The 17,084-nt window shown below is 42.1% G+C and carries 13 protein-coding genes and 1 pseudogene; 1 reads left to right on the top strand and 13 read right to left on the bottom strand.

What is annotated here, in order from left to right:
* Positions 1-10 precede the first annotated feature (10 nt).
* From DXD11_RS02255 to pflB, 4 genes and pseudogenes are all read right to left on the bottom strand, one after another.
* Positions 11-397 (bottom strand): annotated as a pseudogene (locus DXD11_RS02255) (L-2-amino-thiazoline-4-carboxylic acid hydrolase); the annotation flags it as partial.
* A gap of 121 nt (positions 398-518) precedes the next feature.
* A complete protein-coding gene (locus DXD11_RS02250; protein ID WP_118757688.1) occupies positions 519-1,154 on the bottom strand; it encodes a DUF6796 family protein in 636 nt (211 codons plus the stop codon).
* A gap of 314 nt (positions 1,155-1,468) precedes the next feature.
* Positions 1,469-2,311: a radical SAM protein gene (locus DXD11_RS02245; protein WP_118757687.1), complete on the bottom strand. Its 843-nt coding sequence runs from the start codon at positions 2,309-2,311 to the stop codon at positions 1,469-1,471.
* A 210-nt stretch (positions 2,312-2,521) separates the two neighbouring features.
* Complete coding sequence (gene pflB, locus DXD11_RS02240) at positions 2,522-4,798, bottom strand: formate C-acetyltransferase (protein ID WP_118757686.1); 2,277 nt, start codon at positions 4,796-4,798, stop codon at positions 2,522-2,524.
* A 402-nt stretch (positions 4,799-5,200) separates the two neighbouring features.
* Between pflB and DXD11_RS02235 the strand changes: the two genes are divergently transcribed.
* Positions 5,201-5,896, top strand: a complete 696-nt coding sequence (locus DXD11_RS02235) for a Crp/Fnr family transcriptional regulator (RefSeq protein ID WP_055222757.1) — start codon at positions 5,201-5,203, stop codon at positions 5,894-5,896.
* 189 nt (positions 5,897-6,085) lie between these two features.
* Here the strand turns inward: DXD11_RS02235 and ftsH are convergent, their stop codons facing one another.
* The 9 genes from ftsH to ppdK form a co-directional block, all read right to left on the bottom strand.
* Positions 6,086-7,906, bottom strand: coding sequence for an ATP-dependent zinc metalloprotease FtsH (gene ftsH / locus DXD11_RS02230; RefSeq protein WP_118757685.1), 1,821 nt, complete (start codon positions 7,904-7,906; stop codon positions 6,086-6,088).
* A gap of 285 nt (positions 7,907-8,191) precedes the next feature.
* Positions 8,192-9,037: a TIGR02452 family protein gene (locus DXD11_RS02225; protein ID WP_055222759.1), complete on the bottom strand. Its 846-nt coding sequence runs from the start codon at positions 9,035-9,037 to the stop codon at positions 8,192-8,194.
* 167 nt (positions 9,038-9,204) lie between these two features.
* Positions 9,205-10,161, bottom strand: coding sequence for a hypothetical protein (locus DXD11_RS02220; RefSeq protein WP_118757684.1), 957 nt, complete (start codon positions 10,159-10,161; stop codon positions 9,205-9,207).
* 16 nt (positions 10,162-10,177) lie between these two features.
* Entirely contained in the window at positions 10,178-10,399 is a 222-nt protein-coding gene (locus DXD11_RS02215) for a helix-turn-helix domain-containing protein (RefSeq protein WP_055222763.1), read from the bottom strand.
* Between the two features lie 21 nt (positions 10,400-10,420).
* Positions 10,421-11,275: a hypothetical protein gene (locus DXD11_RS02210; RefSeq protein ID WP_118016610.1), complete on the bottom strand. Its 855-nt coding sequence runs from the start codon at positions 11,273-11,275 to the stop codon at positions 10,421-10,423.
* Between the two features lie 374 nt (positions 11,276-11,649).
* On the bottom strand, positions 11,650-12,207 hold the full coding sequence (locus DXD11_RS02205; protein WP_118757683.1) for an HD domain-containing protein: 558 nt from the start codon (positions 12,205-12,207) through the stop codon (positions 11,650-11,652).
* Positions 12,208-12,285: 78 nt separating this feature from the next.
* The gene (locus DXD11_RS02200; RefSeq protein WP_118757682.1) at positions 12,286-13,050 is read right to left on the bottom strand and encodes an alpha/beta fold hydrolase; all 765 of its coding nucleotides are present in this window, start codon (positions 13,048-13,050) and stop codon (positions 12,286-12,288) included.
* Positions 13,051-13,098: 48 nt separating this feature from the next.
* Entirely contained in the window at positions 13,099-14,046 is a 948-nt protein-coding gene (locus DXD11_RS02195) for a cation diffusion facilitator family transporter (protein ID WP_118757681.1), read from the bottom strand.
* Between the two features lie 199 nt (positions 14,047-14,245).
* Positions 14,246-16,882, bottom strand: a complete 2,637-nt coding sequence (gene ppdK, locus DXD11_RS02190; protein WP_015534133.1) for a pyruvate, phosphate dikinase — start codon at positions 16,880-16,882, stop codon at positions 14,246-14,248.
* Between the last annotated feature and the right edge of the window lie 202 nt (positions 16,883-17,084).

Here is a 17,084-nt window from a genome sequence, read left to right as displayed (position 1 = left end):
ATGCACTGTATCACTTCTTATAGAAATGAAAATCACAGCAGTCCCCTCCGTATCCAAGTGTCTTTGTGCGTGAGAACCCCAGCTTTTTCAAACCGCCATACGTCACATCGTCGACATCACAGAACAGCGAACACAGCTCGCTGCAGCCATTTTCCACACAGGCTGTATGCCAGAGACATTTTGTGATCGTGATGTCATAGTAATCTTTCCCGCTATCCTGCGTACTCACCTGTAAGTCAGTCGTTCGCATGATTTTAAGAAATATTTTACTGTATATGGAGTAAAAGCCAGGTACTATCTCCATCTTTGCAGTTGACGAATGTTTCTTTGCCGCAACGATATCCATCATATATTTGCGCATATATCTGTACACCTCATCACCTGCTAAACTTTCATATGATTTTTTCCTTAACTTGAACTTTAACCCTTTTTTACCATTCTACACATTTGATTTGCATTATATCTTCTTTTGCCTGCACTCAGCAATCGTTTACAGATTAATTCTTGTTAAATATGGTTTATACCCCTGCAATAATAAGCAGCACCGAAAGCAGCACAAATCCAAATCCGAGAGCTCCGATGATTCTGACACCACACTTCTTGAGTGGCATGAGAACTATAAGTGAACCTATAGGATTAAGGAAGGCGCACCACTTTGGAACAGGAAGTGCCCCGGTAAGGATCGCTGCTATCACTGTAACCGCAATGCCGAGCCAGAGCATTACGCCTGCCAGGTACATTGGCGGATTAAAAATCGGATCGATGGCTTTGATAACCTCTTTGCTTTCATCGTCAGACATTTTCCTGCAGAGTTTCTGGTACAGGAGCGGTTTCAGACAGAACACAACATGACTCATAAGACCTGTATAACATCCAAGCAATGTTACGATCTTAAGAATACATGCAAGCGTTGTATTCTCTTTTGATATCATATCAGCAAGAAGCCACATGACTATATATCCTCCCGGCTGTCCTAGGAATGAAAGCCAGAACGACACCTTAAATCTCTTTGAGGTCGCATCTGCCCACCAAGGACAAACTCCGGCAAGATTAATATTTTCACTTTGATTTGGCATGACAAGCGGTACATCCGCAAAAGCTGCCAGAAATCCACTTATTATTCCAAATATTCCCCATGCAACATAACTATTCATGATTTTATCCTCCTTAACTGAACACCAGCCATGCAAAATTTGCCTTCGGCAAATGGCTGTAGCTATATCTCACGTATTCATAGAAAACCTAACACATCCATCTTTTTCTATGTCAGATTGTTTCAGTTTCCTAATTCTTGTTTGTCTTCACTAACCATATTATAACACCCAAACAAAAAAATCTATTCCAAATATCCGTTTTTATTCCATTTCTAAAACAAAACCTGTGTACACAAAAAACAAGTGCATTTTAGCCGATTCATAATCTGATTATGTTTCGGCAAAATGCACTTGTTTGTCAAAATTATTATATTTTATTCCAGAATACCCTTTGCAAGCTTCTGCTCCTCATCAGTAGGCGGGTCGATTCCCTCAAGCTTATATGGTATTCCAAGTCTCTCCCACTCAGTGATTCCGAGCTTGTGATATGGAAGTACCTCAACCTTATCGACAGTCTTAAGAGTGTCGATGAACTCCTTTGTCTTCTTCAGATCATCCTCATCAGTTGTGATGGTTGGCACCAGTACGTGTCTGATCCACATATGCTTACCCTGATCTGACAGGTACTGTGCAAGATCAAGAATGTTGCTGTTGGAGAATCCTGTGAGATCTCTATGCTTGTCATCATTGATCTGCTTGATATCGAGCAGGAACAGATCTGTGAGCTTCATCAGCTCATTGAACTTGGAGAAGAATGGTTCCTCCCTTGTAAATGGATTGCCGGCTGTATCTATTGTCGTATGAATACCCTCAGCCTTTGCAAGCTTAAAAAACTCGATGAGGAAATCCATCTGCAGCAGTGCCTCACCGCCGCTCACTGTTATACCACCGCCGTTTTTCCAATATGGCTTATAGCGGAGTGCCTGCTTTAACAGATCCTCAGGAGTCCTCGCCTCGATCTTGACGCCCTTATCCTTCAGCAGCTTTGTATTCTCCTCAATCTTCTTCTCCAGTTCTTCTCTCTCAGCATCGCTTGTTTCATCTGAATAAAGCTTACTATAGTCTGTCACAAGATTCCATGTCTCTGGGTTGTGACAATATTTACATCTCATCTTGCAGCCCTGTAAAAAAACTACAAATCTTATGCCCGGACCATCTACTGCTCCAAAGCTCTCTGTCGAATGGACATATCCTAAAACCTGTTTCTTTTCAGACATATTTCACCTCTAAGTTCTTCCTATTCAAATACAATTTTCAATTAATGAAAGTAATTACAAACAAAACTACATGTCTATTATCTCTTGTAAAACTGATATAAATACATATTCTTAAAAAAAGTCCCGGAGAGGTTATCCCCGGGACCATGGTTCTTGTTATATCTGACAAAGCATCTATAACTTCACTGAAAATCCAGCGTCAGCTAAGAATTAAAGTGAGTCATGGAATGTTCTGTTGATAACATCGAGCTGCTGCTCACGTGTAAGTGATATGAACTTAACAGCATATCCTGATACACGGATTGTGAAGTTAGCGTACTCTGGCTTATCTGGATTCTCCATAGCATCAAGGAGCTTATCCTTACCAAATACGTTTACGTTCAGATGATGAGCGCCCTGATCGAAGTATCCATCCATTGCGCTTACAAGCTTTGTAGCTCTCTCTTCCTCATCATGTCCAAGTGCTGATGGGTTCATTGTCTGTGTATTTGAGATACCATCCAGTGACCACTCATAAGGAATCTTTGCAACAGAGTTAAGTGATGCAAGAAGTCCTGATGTCTCAGCGCCGTAGCTTGGGTTAGCACCTGGTGCAAATGGTGTCCAAGCACGTCTTCCATCTGGAAGGTTACCTGTGTACTTACCATAAACTACGTTAGATGTGATTGTAAGGATAGATGTTGTAGGCTCTGAATTACGATATGTGTGTCTCTTCTTGATGTCTGTAAGGAACTCATGAAGAAGCCATACACCGATGTTATCAGCTCTGTCGTCATCGTTACCATACTTAGGGAACTCGCCTTCGATCTCGAAGTCCTCAGCAAGTCCTGTCTCTGCGTTACGGATAACCTTAACCTTAGCGTACTTGATTGCTGACAGTGAGTCGATTACGTGTGAGAATCCAGCGATACCTGTTGCAAATGTACGACGTACATCTGTATCGATAAGTGCCATCTCAGCTGACTCATAGTAGTACTTGTCATGCATGTACTGGATGAGGTTAAGAATATTTACATAAAGTCCTGCTAACCAGTCAAGCATCTTCTTGTACTTAGCAAGTACTTCATCATAGTCAAGGTACTCTGATGTGATAGGTGAGTACTCTGGACCTACCTGCATTGGCTTACCAGTCTTCTTGTCAAGGAACTTCTCATCCTTACCACCATTGATAGCGTAAAGAAGACACTTAGCAAGGTTTGCACGAGCTCCGAAGAACTGCATCTCCTTACCAGTCTGTGTAGCTGATACACAGCAGCAGATTGAGTAATCATCGCCCCAGATTGGCTTCATTACATCATCGTTCTCATACTGGATTGAGCTTGTTCTTACAGAAATCTTAGCAGCATACTTCTTGAATGTATCCTGAAGAGCTGATGAGTAAAGAACTGTAAGGTTTGGCTCTGGAGCTGGTCCCATGTTCTCAAGTGTATGAAGGAATCTGTAATCGTTCTTTGTAACCATTGAACGTCCGTCAACACCGATACCACCAACCTCAAGAGTAGCCCATACAGGATCTCCTGAGAACAGCTCGTTGTATGACTTAATTCTTGCGAACTTAACCATACGAAGCTTCATTGTGAAATGATCGATAAGCTCCTGAGCCTCAGCCTCTGTAAGCTTACCAGCCTTAATATCTCTCTCAATATAGATATCAAGGAATGTAGATACACGTCCAACTGACATAGCTGCACCGTTCTGAGTCTTGATAGCTGCAAGGTATCCGAAGTATAACCACTGAACAGCCTCTTTAGCGTTTGAAGCTGGCTTTGAAATATCATATCCGTATGACTGAGCCATAACCTTCATCTCTTTGAGACGCTTGATCTGCTCTGAAAGCTCTTCTCTCTGACGGATAACATCATCAAACATGTTGCCATCGCCACAGTTAGCCTTATCCTCTTCCTTCCAAGCGATAAGCTGATCAATACCGTAAAGAGCAACTCTTCTGTAGTCACCTACGATACGTCCACGACCATATGTGTCAGGAAGTCCTGTTACGATATGTGTATGACGAGCTGCCATCATCTCTGGTGTGTAAGCATCAAATACTGCCTGGTTGTGTGTCTTGTGATACTCAGTGAAGATCTTGTGGAAGTTCTCGTTTGGAGTATATCCATACATCTGAAGAGCCTCCTCAGCCATCTTGATACCACCATAAGGCATAAATGCTCTCTTAAGTGGCTCATCTGTCTGAAGACCTACAACCTGCTCAAGATCCTTTGTCTCTGGATCAATGTAGCCTGGGCCATAAGATGTGATGCTTGATACAACATCAGCATCCTCCTTTAAAACTCCACCGTTATCTCTCTCAGCCTTCTGAAGTGCCTGAAGCTTATCCCAAAGCTTGTTAGTAGCATCTGTTGGGCCTGCAAGGAAACTCTCGTCTCCATCGTACTGTGTGTAGTTGTTCTGGATGAAGTCTCTTACATTACACTCTTCCTTCCAGAGTCTACCTGTGAATGATTCCCATTCCTGGTTCTGTAACATGATAAAATTTCTCCTTTCAGTGTTTTAATATGTGAAAATGTGACACACTATTTACTTATTATACAGAATAATCCTCTATAATTCAATAATGCTTATCACATTCCTTGCTTTTCATTTGTAAGTATATTATACTTTACTCATAAATTCGGTTGTTATAACCACATAATGAAGATTTTAACAACTTTTTTTGAAAAAATTTGAGAAAATATATGAATAATATATATTGTGTATGGACAAGGGATAATTTATTACACATATACAATATACTGTGTTTTGAAAAAATATACATCCTATAGCTGAAAGCCTGATTGCACCCCTGCATCATGACACCTTGTCACTAGAATATACTACGCTGCAGACTGCTGCTCTGCATAGAAATAAATAATAAGATGGAGGTTATGTATGAAACTTAAAATTCCTCAATATCAATTGTCTGAAGTACTCAACATGATGGCATTCAAAGGAATCTCGGAAGCCGATATCAAAACCATGATGGATCTCGGGATCCTGCGCGAACACTATTACAGATACAACTCCACGATATTCAAAGCCGGCGAGATAACCGAGGAGCTTGGAATAGTCATCAAAGGCCGGGTGATTGTTGAGAATGTTGACTACTGGGGCTCCAAAAGTATCCTGAGTTCAGCACTTCCGGGAAAGGTGTTCGGTGAAACATACGCCCTGTCCGGACACAAACTCATGATCGACGCAAGAGCAACAGAGCCTACTATCGTATTCCTGCTCAACGCACAGGATATCATGTCCGGCAAATACAACAGTTATCCGTGGCATCTGCAAATGCTCAAGAACCTTCTCCTGCTGTCATCGAGAAGGAGTCTCACACTCTCACTTCATATCTTCTATATAAAGCCAAAGAAGATACGTGAGCGTGTCAGCTATTATCTCTCAGGACTTGCCAGCTCTCTTGGAACAACTGAGTTCGATATCCCATTTAACAGGGAACAGTTTGCCGACTACCTGAATGTCGACAGAACCGCACTGTCAAAGGAGCTGTCCAACATGCAGAGTGAAGGACTTATAGAGTTCAAAAAGAATCATTTCAAGCTGTTGGAGCTTGACCACGAGGAATTGACGTAATATCACGTCACTATATTTTTGTAAAATCTGTCCAATACACCGACATAATTTTTATTCCAAGTTTTTTGTCTGTCACAATAATGAATTATAACTGTATTATCCTTAATACAGTACAAGTCTATCTTATGGTTACCGGGTGCGGAATTGTAAAATGTCAGCACCCGGAAACTGAAATTATATCTAAGAGAATCATGAATTCAATATATTCATAAACTCCTCGCCTGTGATCGTCTCCTTCTGATACAGATAATTGGAAAGCTCATCAAGCTTCGCTCTGTTCTCGAGGATAATGGTTGCCGCCTTCTCATGCTGCTTTCTTATAAGCTCCACAACCTTCTTGTCTATGAGTGTCTGCGTCTCTGCCGAGCACGAAAGTGATGAATCACCGCCAAGGTATTTGTTGGTCTCTACCTCCATGGCTACCATATCAAAATCTTTGCTCATCCCATATTTGGTGATCATAGCTCTTGCAAGCTTTGTTGCCTGTTCTATATCGTTGGAGGCTCCCGTTGTAATAGACCCAAATACTATCTCCTCCGCAGCTCTTCCGCCTGTGAGTGTCGCTATCTTATTCTCAATCTCCTCCTTGGTCATAAGATAGTGATTACCCTCATCCACCTGCATGGTGTAACCAAGAGCTCCCGATGTTCTCGGAACTATGGTTATCTTCTGGACAGGCGCTGAATCAGTCTGCTTGGCAGCTACAAGCGCATGTCCGATCTCATGGTATGACACGACAAGCTTCTCCTTGTCTGTAAGTATCGCATTCTTTCTCTGGTAACCTGCAATTACGACCTCTATGCTCTCTTCCATATCGGCTTGTGTCACGAAGCCTCTGCCGGCTCTGACAGCCCTGAGCGCCGCCTCATTTACAATATTTGCGAGCTCGGCACCTGATGCACCTGATGCCATTCTGGCTATCTTATTGAAGTCTACATTGTCTCCTATTTTGACCTTCTTGGCGTGAACCTTAAGTATATCCTCACGTCCCTTGAGATCAGGAAGTTCTACAGGTACTCGTCTGTCAAATCTTCCCGGTCTGAGCAGTGCAGGATCAAGCGAATCCGGTCTGTTGGTTGCTGCAAGGATGATGACACCATTGTTGCCCTCGAATCCATCCATCTCGGTGAGGAGCTGGTTAAGTGTCTGCTCTCGCTCATCATTGCCGCCTATCTGTCCATCTCTCTTCTTACCTATAGCATCTATCTCATCGATGAACACTATACATGGAGCCTTTTCCTTTGCCTGCTGGAACAAATCCCTTACCTTTGAAGCACCCATACCTACGAACATCTCAACGAACTCTGAACCGGACATTGAGAAGAAAGGTACATTCGCCTCTCCGGCTACAGCCTTGGCAAGCATGGTCTTACCTGTTCCCGGAGGACCCACAAGAAGAATACCCTTTGGCATGGAAGCGCCGATCTCCTTGTACTTTCCAGGATTGTGAAGATACTCAACTATCTCAGTCAAATTCTCCTTTGCCTCATCCTCTCCGGCGACATCTGTAAACTTTATTCCCTCTGTGGAATTAACATATATCTTCGCATTACTCTTGCCCATTCCGAACATCATGGAATTCTTACCACCCCCGGCATGCTTCATCATCTGATTGGCAAGCATTCTTCCAAATAATGTAAATATAAGTATCGGTATAATCCAACTGAGTATAAAGCTGAGTATCGGCGATGTCTGCTTGATCTCCTGACCTGAGAACTTGGCACCCGACTTGTAAAGTCTCTCGGTTAAGTTCTCATCACTCACCATAGCTGTCTTGTACACCTTCTTGTCATCCTTGCCTGTGAAATAGATGACATTTGACTGGGTCTCAATATCTACCTCGTCGATCTTCTTGTCCTCTGTCATGGATATGAATGTACCGTAATCCACATCCTCTATACTTCTCTCAGTAAACCAGGGAACAACTATAATATTAAGAAGCATGATTACTGCGAGCACGATCAGATAATAAAATATCAGCGGCTTTTTTGGCTGTTTTACTTCCTTCATATAAAAATCCTCCTTGTAATATTTTTTAGGATATATATGTCTGACACAATACACAAACGCCATTATCCTATATATTATTCTAACCTTATATCACAAGGAGGATTTATTCAATTAATTATTTCTAAAATTTGTATAACTCTTTTAATAATCTTTTAATAATCTTTCACTATTTTCTCATTAATACTAATCCTGTAATCAAAACTCTTGCCATTTCCTGCTCATCCTCTTATATCCACATCGCCGCCCTCATGGCATGATGGTATACACCATAGGCACAAATTTCCTTTACAATGAACTTAATACGCTGTTAAACACCCTGTAATTGAAATCATCATTTGGTCTGCAGTATACAGCAAACTCGATATTCTCAAATGCGTATATATAATCACTTAGAACATTTGCAGCAGCTGATGCCACCGCATGAGGATCGTTGCGGAATGCACCACAGCCAAATGCCCCGAGTATCACTGTGTCCGCATGGTTCATAACGGCGCTGTCAAGTATCCTTCTGAGTCTTTTCTCATGAATAATCTGAAGGTCATAATTGCTTACTCCCGCTGCGCTTGCACCATTCTCGCAGTTATATATATTCCCTGGAATTTCCCGTAGATTCGGCGCAGCACATGTGATCACATCCGCTTTATACCAGTCCTTTTGCTCCATGAGTTCCGGCAGATCTGTATCCGTCTTAAACACCACTATACCAGGTGTGTATATAATATCATCATTGTGTATAGGATCTTTTGCCGCTCTGTGAGGAGTATAGAACATTCCCCACATATCAGGAGTGTTCAAACAAAAATACAGATTAGAACATCTGCAGAGACATTCCTCCTGTGCACTCGCTCCATATACAACTCCGCCACCCGGATTTACCGCCGATGCAAAGTTATGCACAGCAACATGCTGTCCCTTATAATATGCTGCTGCCTCATATGTTCTCTTTCTGGATACCACAATCCTGGTCTGTTTCTTATAAATATTAAGATTAAGTCCCGGAATCTTCTCACTTTCTGCAATAAATCGCTGCCCTGACACCGATTTCTTTGTAGCATCTGACAATGCAGCATCCGTCTTGCACATATACTCTGTATTCTGAAATATAATTTTGTTCATCTCTTTGCGATCCATCTGTAATCCTCCTTAATTCTCACTGTCATACATGAAATTATGATAATATGCCCACGCTAAATGTTCACGTTTTTCAATTTCATTCATTTTTTCTAGTCATAATTTTAAACCACAGGGAACCAATTTACCATATCCCTGTGGTTTAATCTTAAATTAATATTCACCTGTTATTCTATCTCAACTACGCCCGTATCCAGAAAGAATTTGCCAGTGCTCACACTATATTCATACACTGAATCTTCTTTATCCACAAATGAACTGTGCATCTTACCAGTCACATCCGCATAGGACACGATCACATACTGCCAGTCACAGTCAAACTTTATTGTATCTGGTATATCCCCAACATCATAGGTTTTGGCGTCCAGCTCTTTGTTATCCTCAGACATAGCTGTAAATGTATACTTTTCTCCTGCTCGTTCAAACTTCCATTCCACATGTATGACCATTTCGTTTTCATCACTTGACGAACTTTCACTACCCGAGAACGAAGTCGTCTTATACGACTCTTTTACATCCATTGCACCTGATCCGTTCTCTGCAGTCTGATCCGTGGCCGCACACCCCATTGAGCTGCCACTCGTTATATAATATGTTCCATCTGTTTTCTCATATACCTTATTGAGAATTATTTCCACATCACCATCTGAGTCTGCATAGCTATCCTTATTGTCCAGATCATAGTACACGCATCCGTTCACTGTCCGGCTTCTGGTGACACTTCCATCTGCATTCTCATTATACCCAACATTGCTGATACCAACACTTATACCATCAGATACCAGAGTCTCGTACATATCTTCCCCCTCGCCTGATCTGGCATAGATCATATAACATCCGTCAACATCAATGTCTTCATCTGTTATCTTAAGTGTACCTGCATCAATATCGATTTCGCACGGAACATCGGTAACTGTCCCAAGCCTTTCTGTTGTTACAAACACTCCAACCAGTAAATCTCTCTCATCAGTTTCAATCATTTCCTTATCCGCAAGCGAGCAGCCTGAGAGCATACATATTCCAAGCATTCCAATAATACCCACAGCAGCCAGATTGCTCTTTCGTATCACTCTATGTGTCTCATCTGATTTCCTGTCTGTTTTCTTACCCCTGCTAACTTTCATCACAGCTCCCGCCTCCTTAGTCTTCTTCTATAAGTTCACCATCAAATGTCAATATGTCTCCAACATCGCAGTGCAGGTAATAGCATATCTTGTTGATCGTGGTAAACCGCACACCCTTTGCTTTCCCGCTTCTGAGAACCGACAGATTTGCCTCTGTTATCCCCACTAGTTTGCAAAGTTCCTTCGATGTCATATTATTCTCTTTTAAAACCCTGTCCAGAGTTACTTTGATCGCCATACCTGCACGTCACCTCAAATTCTATATATATGAATCATTTTCTTCTTTTATCGCTTTTGTCTTAGCAAGGTTTCTGACACCCATATACACAACGACGAGTATTATCAGCTCATATAATGGAAGTGATATCTTGAAATCTGCATTTGAAAGAGTCATCATGATAAAAAGCTGAAGCACATTCTTCGAGAGTTCAAGAATCACCATGACTGATATCGCACTCTTGCTCGTCTTTGAAAGTCTCTCTGCCATATGGATTGTTTCATCCGAATACTCATTTTCTATTATGCTGTTGCAAAGCCTGTATCCCCTGATCAGAACCCATATGACAAGAGCAGCATTTACAAGCTGGAAAATAAACAGGATCACTGCCCATCCGGCATCACCAGGCATAGCACCGGCATTTGTCCGATTTGTTCTGACAAGCCCCGGCAGTGACACACAGACAATCACAAAAGCTGTGAATACCACTATCACACATATTATCTTCTTGATGATTTCTACTATCTGAGTGCTATCCGCCTTGTCTATACTCTCCACGATCCTGAGCACAGCATAACATGCCAGCACCGACCATATCACTGAGCTTATTGCAAGATTCAGCATATCTGAAGTTACCAGAGCATTTCCATCTATGACATACCCTGGATTTATCATCATATATATTCCTATGAAAAGCACTGCTGAAAGTCCCAGCAACAGGTAGTCAGCATCAATTTTTCTATTTCTTATACAGAGCACGATGAATCCAGCAAGTGGCACACAGCCTATCAGACAGAACATACATATTGCAAGGACATTCTGTGCTCCGCCCGCAAGAGACATCTCCCTGAGCCACTTTGCTATGTATGCAAATGCATTTAAAACACCATTAACCATAAAAGCCTCCAATCGCCAAGTAAATTATTGTTTTTCGATAATTATCTTACTTGTATAGTACCACATGATTATCGTTTGTCAATAATTATTATTGTTTTTCGATAATTAATTACAGTTGATACAAAATGTGTCTCCATATATTCGACTTCATCGCCAGCATGACCGACGACTATTTCATAGATCTGTATGAATACCTTTTCCCAAATGGGCCATACAAGGTCGACTATGTCGGATACTTTGACAACATCTGATCATAAATGCAAAAACAAATACCTCCCGGGCTGATCGTTATATTCCATCATCCGCCTGGGAGGTATTATCACATATTTTGTAATAAAAAATAACTTTTCACTATCAATTACTGGCACTATCGACTACTTGCCGGTCTGATCTGACATTTTCTCTGCAAGTTTCTTACATTCAGCCTCAAATTCACCTTCCACTTCTCGCCATGGTCTTTCGGCCACAGCAGGGACTGAACTAAGGTTGTCCGTATTCCTGTACTCCTCGCCTTTCATCAGATTCTTAAGTTCGAAATTCATCATCTCATCATCTATCTGTTTCCACATAGCATTCTCTTCTTCGCTCAGATCAGCAAGTCCAAATCGCTCAAATATAACGTTCATGATCGAACTCTCAATCTCAAGATAATTGGACAAATGTGCTTTTACCGGTCTGATTATGTCTGATATATACGCCTCGCTGGCATCGTGCAACAGACAGGCAAGCTGTAGCCGCTCTGACCATCCCCTTGACTTCGCCTCATTCATACAGTTGATGGAGTGCTGTGCCACAGAAAAGAAATATGACACATGCCCTCCGCCGCGGCACGTGAGGCTTAACGCATGCGCAATATCCTGTATTGATATGTCTGAAGCTGTCATATTCATCGGATCTATTTTGTTCCCCGTATACGTGTCCATCGTTGCCATATCACAGTCTCCTTATCCTTATTTATCAGCATTTTAAGATAGTATATCCTTGTCGTATCATATTCCACTTTTAATTCATTAAATGTCAAGCAATTCAGAAATAATATCATTGAATTGTCTGCTCTGATCTATGTTGCACACGTGACCGCAATGCTCTATTATTATCAGCTCCGCATCTGTCAGATCAGTTTCCTCCACGATTCCATTTATAAAACACAGATCACCACGCCCGGAAATATATACATTCTCCTCGTGTAATCTGCTCACGAACTCGTCACAAAGTGAAAAATGCTCAATAAAAATATTCATATACGCCTTAAATTCATGACTGTTTAATGCCTTGGCACATTTGCAGAACACCTTCCTGCTTGTCTTGCTGACTTTCCATGGCATAAATAACTTTGCCATTATTCTGTAGACGACAGGAAATGGCAGCTTGTCACCTATCTTAGCAAAGACATTGACAGCACGCCTGAGTGGTTTTCCAACCGTGCCAAGCGCACCCACAAGTATTGCTTTATCTATGTAACTTTCGCATCTCATCTCCATATATTTGATAAATATAGTTCCAAGTGATACGCCCATAAAAACAGCTCGCTGTATCCCCCGCTCATCAAGCACCTGCGTTATCTCACCCACGACAACATCCAGCGTACTTCCCATCTTGGACAATTTCAGTTCACTGTCTCCATGACTTGGCAGAGTTATCGCCAGAACATTAAACTTCTTCTGAAGCAAGGGAATCTGATTCTTCCATACCCTGTTGTTCCCTCCAAATCCATGAAGCAGAACTATATATCTATCGGTATCACATGAGCTTTTAAAAACTTCATAATGTAACATATACTTGCATCCCCTTGATCATTTATATTTTGTATTACAGCTTTACTATCAATCTGGTATGACCTCTATATACACCTGATCATACTTATCCCTAAGCTCCTGTTTTATCTCGTCTCTCACCTTATGAATGATACTTATATGTATCACATCCGTCTGATTTCCTATATATACCTCAACCCAAAGCTTCCGCCCGGTCTGGATGACATCCAGAAAAGTGACCTCATATGGGTAATCCTTCATATGCTGATCCACTATGCCTCGTATCTGATTAAGCGTCTCTTCCTCCGGAGCAAAAAGAATAAGATTCTTGATACTCTGGAATATCTCGCACACCGGCTCTTTTATGAGAAGAAGTGCCATAACCACCGCTACTGCCGGATCAATATAAGGGGTCATAAAACGCAGGCTTGTATGCAAAAGAACAGTCTGTACCGCAAATGCTATAGCAACTCCCATACTGCTTATTACGTCAAGCTTCCACATATACAGCTCCGCTTTGATAGTTGTAGACTCATATTTCTTACTGTAATGGCCAAGTATCGCATACATAACCGCACAGCATACACATACAAGAAATTCAAATACCGCTATGCTCCCCGCATCTACATCATGTCCCCCATGAAACAACAGCTTTATATTCTCAACCATGAGATTACATGTGAGAGCAAGTAATACACTGTACTTTACAAGTAGGAAAAGCGATTCCACCTGCGCATAGCCATATGGATGTTTCTCTGTCACCGGTTTATACAGAAGCGGAACCAGCACCATGAATGGTCCTATCATGACCAGATCTGCAGAGTCGAACAGGCAGTCCGTCCAAAGCGAATGTGAATGGGTATACCATGCCATCACGCCCTCCGCAAGTATGAAGAAGACACTTCCCATAAAAGACAGACGAAGTATTCTCTTCTCTATGGCAAGCTTGTCCTTTCTCGACCTACGTTCCTTCTTCTTAGCTTCTCTTTTACTAATTTCTACATCTCTTTCATTCATTATATATTCTTCCTATGTTTAATTTCCATAGACCACAATATCATCAGTACATAATATAATCAAGTATCGGCTATTGATTTCTCCTTTTTGATATGCATATTTTTTTACAAAAAAGTCCCTGTAACCACCTCATGGCAATTACAGGGACTCATATTGTCTTTATTAAGCTAATTACTTACAAGTTCTGTTCGTCCGAATCCTACTTGTTAGCGATTGCAGCCTGAGCAGCAGCAAGTCTAGCGATAGGTACTCTGAATGGTGAACATGATACATAATCAAGACCAATCTTGTGGCAGAACTCAACTGATGAAGGATCTCCACCGTGCTCACCACAGATACCGATGTGAAGCTTTGGATTAACTGGCTTACCAAGCTTAACTGCCATATCCATGAGCTTACCAACACCTGTCTGATCAAGCTTAGCAAATGGATCGTTCTCGAAGATCTTAGCATCATAGTAAGCATTTAAGAACTTACCAGCATCATCTCTTGAGAATCCGAATGTCATCTGTGTAAGGTCGTTTGTACCGAAGCAGAAGAAGTCAGCTTCCTTAGCGATCTCATCAGCTGTAAGAGCTGCTCTTGGGATCTCGATCATTGTACCAACCTCATACTTAAGATCTACGCCAGCAGCAGCGATCTCAGCGTCAGCTGTCTCAACAACTACCTTCTTAACGTACTTAAGCTCCTTAACCTCACATACAAGTGGGATCATGATCTCTGGCTCAACTGTCCAATCTGGATGCTCCTTCTGAACCTCGATTGCTGCACGGATAACAGCCTTTGTCTGCATCTTAGCGATCTCTGGGTATGTTACAGCAAGACGGCATCCTCTGTGACCCATCATAGGGTTGAACTCATGGAGTGAGTTGCAAAGTGCCTTAATCTCCTCAACGCTCTTGTTCTTAGCAGCAGCAAGCTTCTCAATGTCAGCCTCCTCTGTTGGAACGAACTCATGAAGAGGTGGATCCAGGAATCTGATAGTAACTGGGTTACCCTCAAGTGCCTCATAAAGAGCCTTGAAGTCTCCCTGCTGATATGGAAGGATCTTATTAAGAGCTTCCTCTCTCTCTTCTACTGTATCAGAGCAGATCATCTCACGGAATGCTGCGATTCTCTCTGGATCAAAGAACATATGCTCTGTACGGCAAAGACCGATACCTTCTGCACCAAGCTCACGAGCCTTCTTTGCATCTGCTGGTGTATCTGCATTTGTTCTAACCTTAAGTGTTCTATACTTATCAGCCCATGCCATAACACGGCCGAATGTTCCTGCGATCTGAGCATCAACTGTCTTGATAACTCCATCGTAAATATTACCTGTTGTACCATCGATTGAGATGTAATCTCCCTCATGGAATTCCTTGCCAGCGAGCGTGAACTTCTTGTTCTCCTCGTCCATAACGATATCGCCACAACCTGATACACAGCATGTACCCATACCACGGGCAACAACTGCAGCGTGTGATGTCATACCACCACGAACTGTAAGAATACCCTGTGCTGACTTCATACCTGTGATATCCTCAGGTGATGTCTCAAGACGTACAAGAACTACCTTCTCGCCTCTAGCTGCCCATGCCTCAGCATCGTCAGCTGTGAATACGATCTTACCACAAGCAGCACCTGGTGAAGCGCCAAGTCCCTTGCCCATTGGTGTAGCTGCCTTAAGAGCTGCTGCATCAAACTGTGGGTGAAGAAGTGTATCAAGGTTACGAGGATCGATCATTGCAACTGCCTCTTCCTCTGTCTTATGTCCCTCATCAACAAGGTCACAAGCGATCTGAAGAGCTGCCTGAGCTGTTCTCTTACCATTTCTACACTGAAGCATGTAAAGCTTCTTGTTCTCAACTGTGAACTCCATATCCTGCATATCATGGTAGTGATTCTCAAGAGTCTCACAAACCTTGATGAACTCTGCATAAGCATCTGGGAACTCCTGCTCCATCTGAGCGATTGGCATTGGTGTACGAACACCGGCAACAACGTCCTCGCCCTGTGCATTGATAAGGAACTCACCCATAAGCTTCTTCTCACCTGTTGCAGGGTCACGAGTAAACGCAACACCTGTACCAGACTCATTGTTCAGGTTACCGAATACCATAGGCATTACGTTAACTGCTGTACCCCATGAATAAGGGATATCGTTGTCTCTTCTGTATACGTTCGCACGTGGGTTATCCCATGAACGGAATACAGCCTCGATAGCTAACTTTAACTGCTCAACTGGGTCTGAAGGGAAATCTGTTCCTAACTGGTTCTTGTACTCTGCCTTGAACTGCTCAGCAAGTGTCTTGAGATCCTGTGCTGTAAGCTCTACATCGAACTTAACACCCTTCTCTTCCTTCATCTTGTCGATGAGCTGCTCGAAGTACTTCTTACCAACTTCCATAACAACGTCTGAGAACATCTGGATGAAACGTCTGTATGAATCGTATACGAAACGCTCGAATGCTGGATCTGGGTTGTGTGCTATCATAGCAGCAACAACGTCATCGTTAAGACCAAGGTTAAGGATTGTATCCATCATACCTGGCATAGATGCTCTTGCACCTGAACGAACTGATACAAGTAATGGATTCTCAAGATCTCCGAACTTCTTGCCGTTGATCTCCTCCATCTTCTTAACGCCATCCATAGCCTGAGCCATGATCTCGTCATTAATCTTACGGCCATCCTCATAGTACTGAGTACAAGCCTCTGTTGTAATTGTGAAACCCTGTGGAACTGGAAGACCAATTGCTGTCATCTCTGCAAGGTTTGCACCCTTACCACCGAGAAGATTACGCATGGTCATGTCGCCTTCGCTAAACATATAAACCCACTTGTTTGCCATTTGTTTGTTACCTCCTACGTAAACTTTATATTTCATGGTGTGAAGTCCCCGTGAAGTCTCCACACGCGCTAGACTGATTATAACATATATGTCAACATTAGCAAACTCTTTTTTCTATATTTTGTGTATAAACCAGTCCATTTTTACATATAGTTGAATTATATGTATATTCCATTATATTACGCTTAATTACAGCAACATT

Source organism: Coprococcus sp. TF11-13, from assembly GCF_003481085.1.
GTDB lineage: Bacteria > Bacillota > Clostridia > Lachnospirales > Lachnospiraceae > Coprococcus > Coprococcus aceti.
The sequence above is the reverse complement of the archived record's forward strand: the minus strand, read 5'-3'. Positions and strand labels throughout refer to the sequence as shown.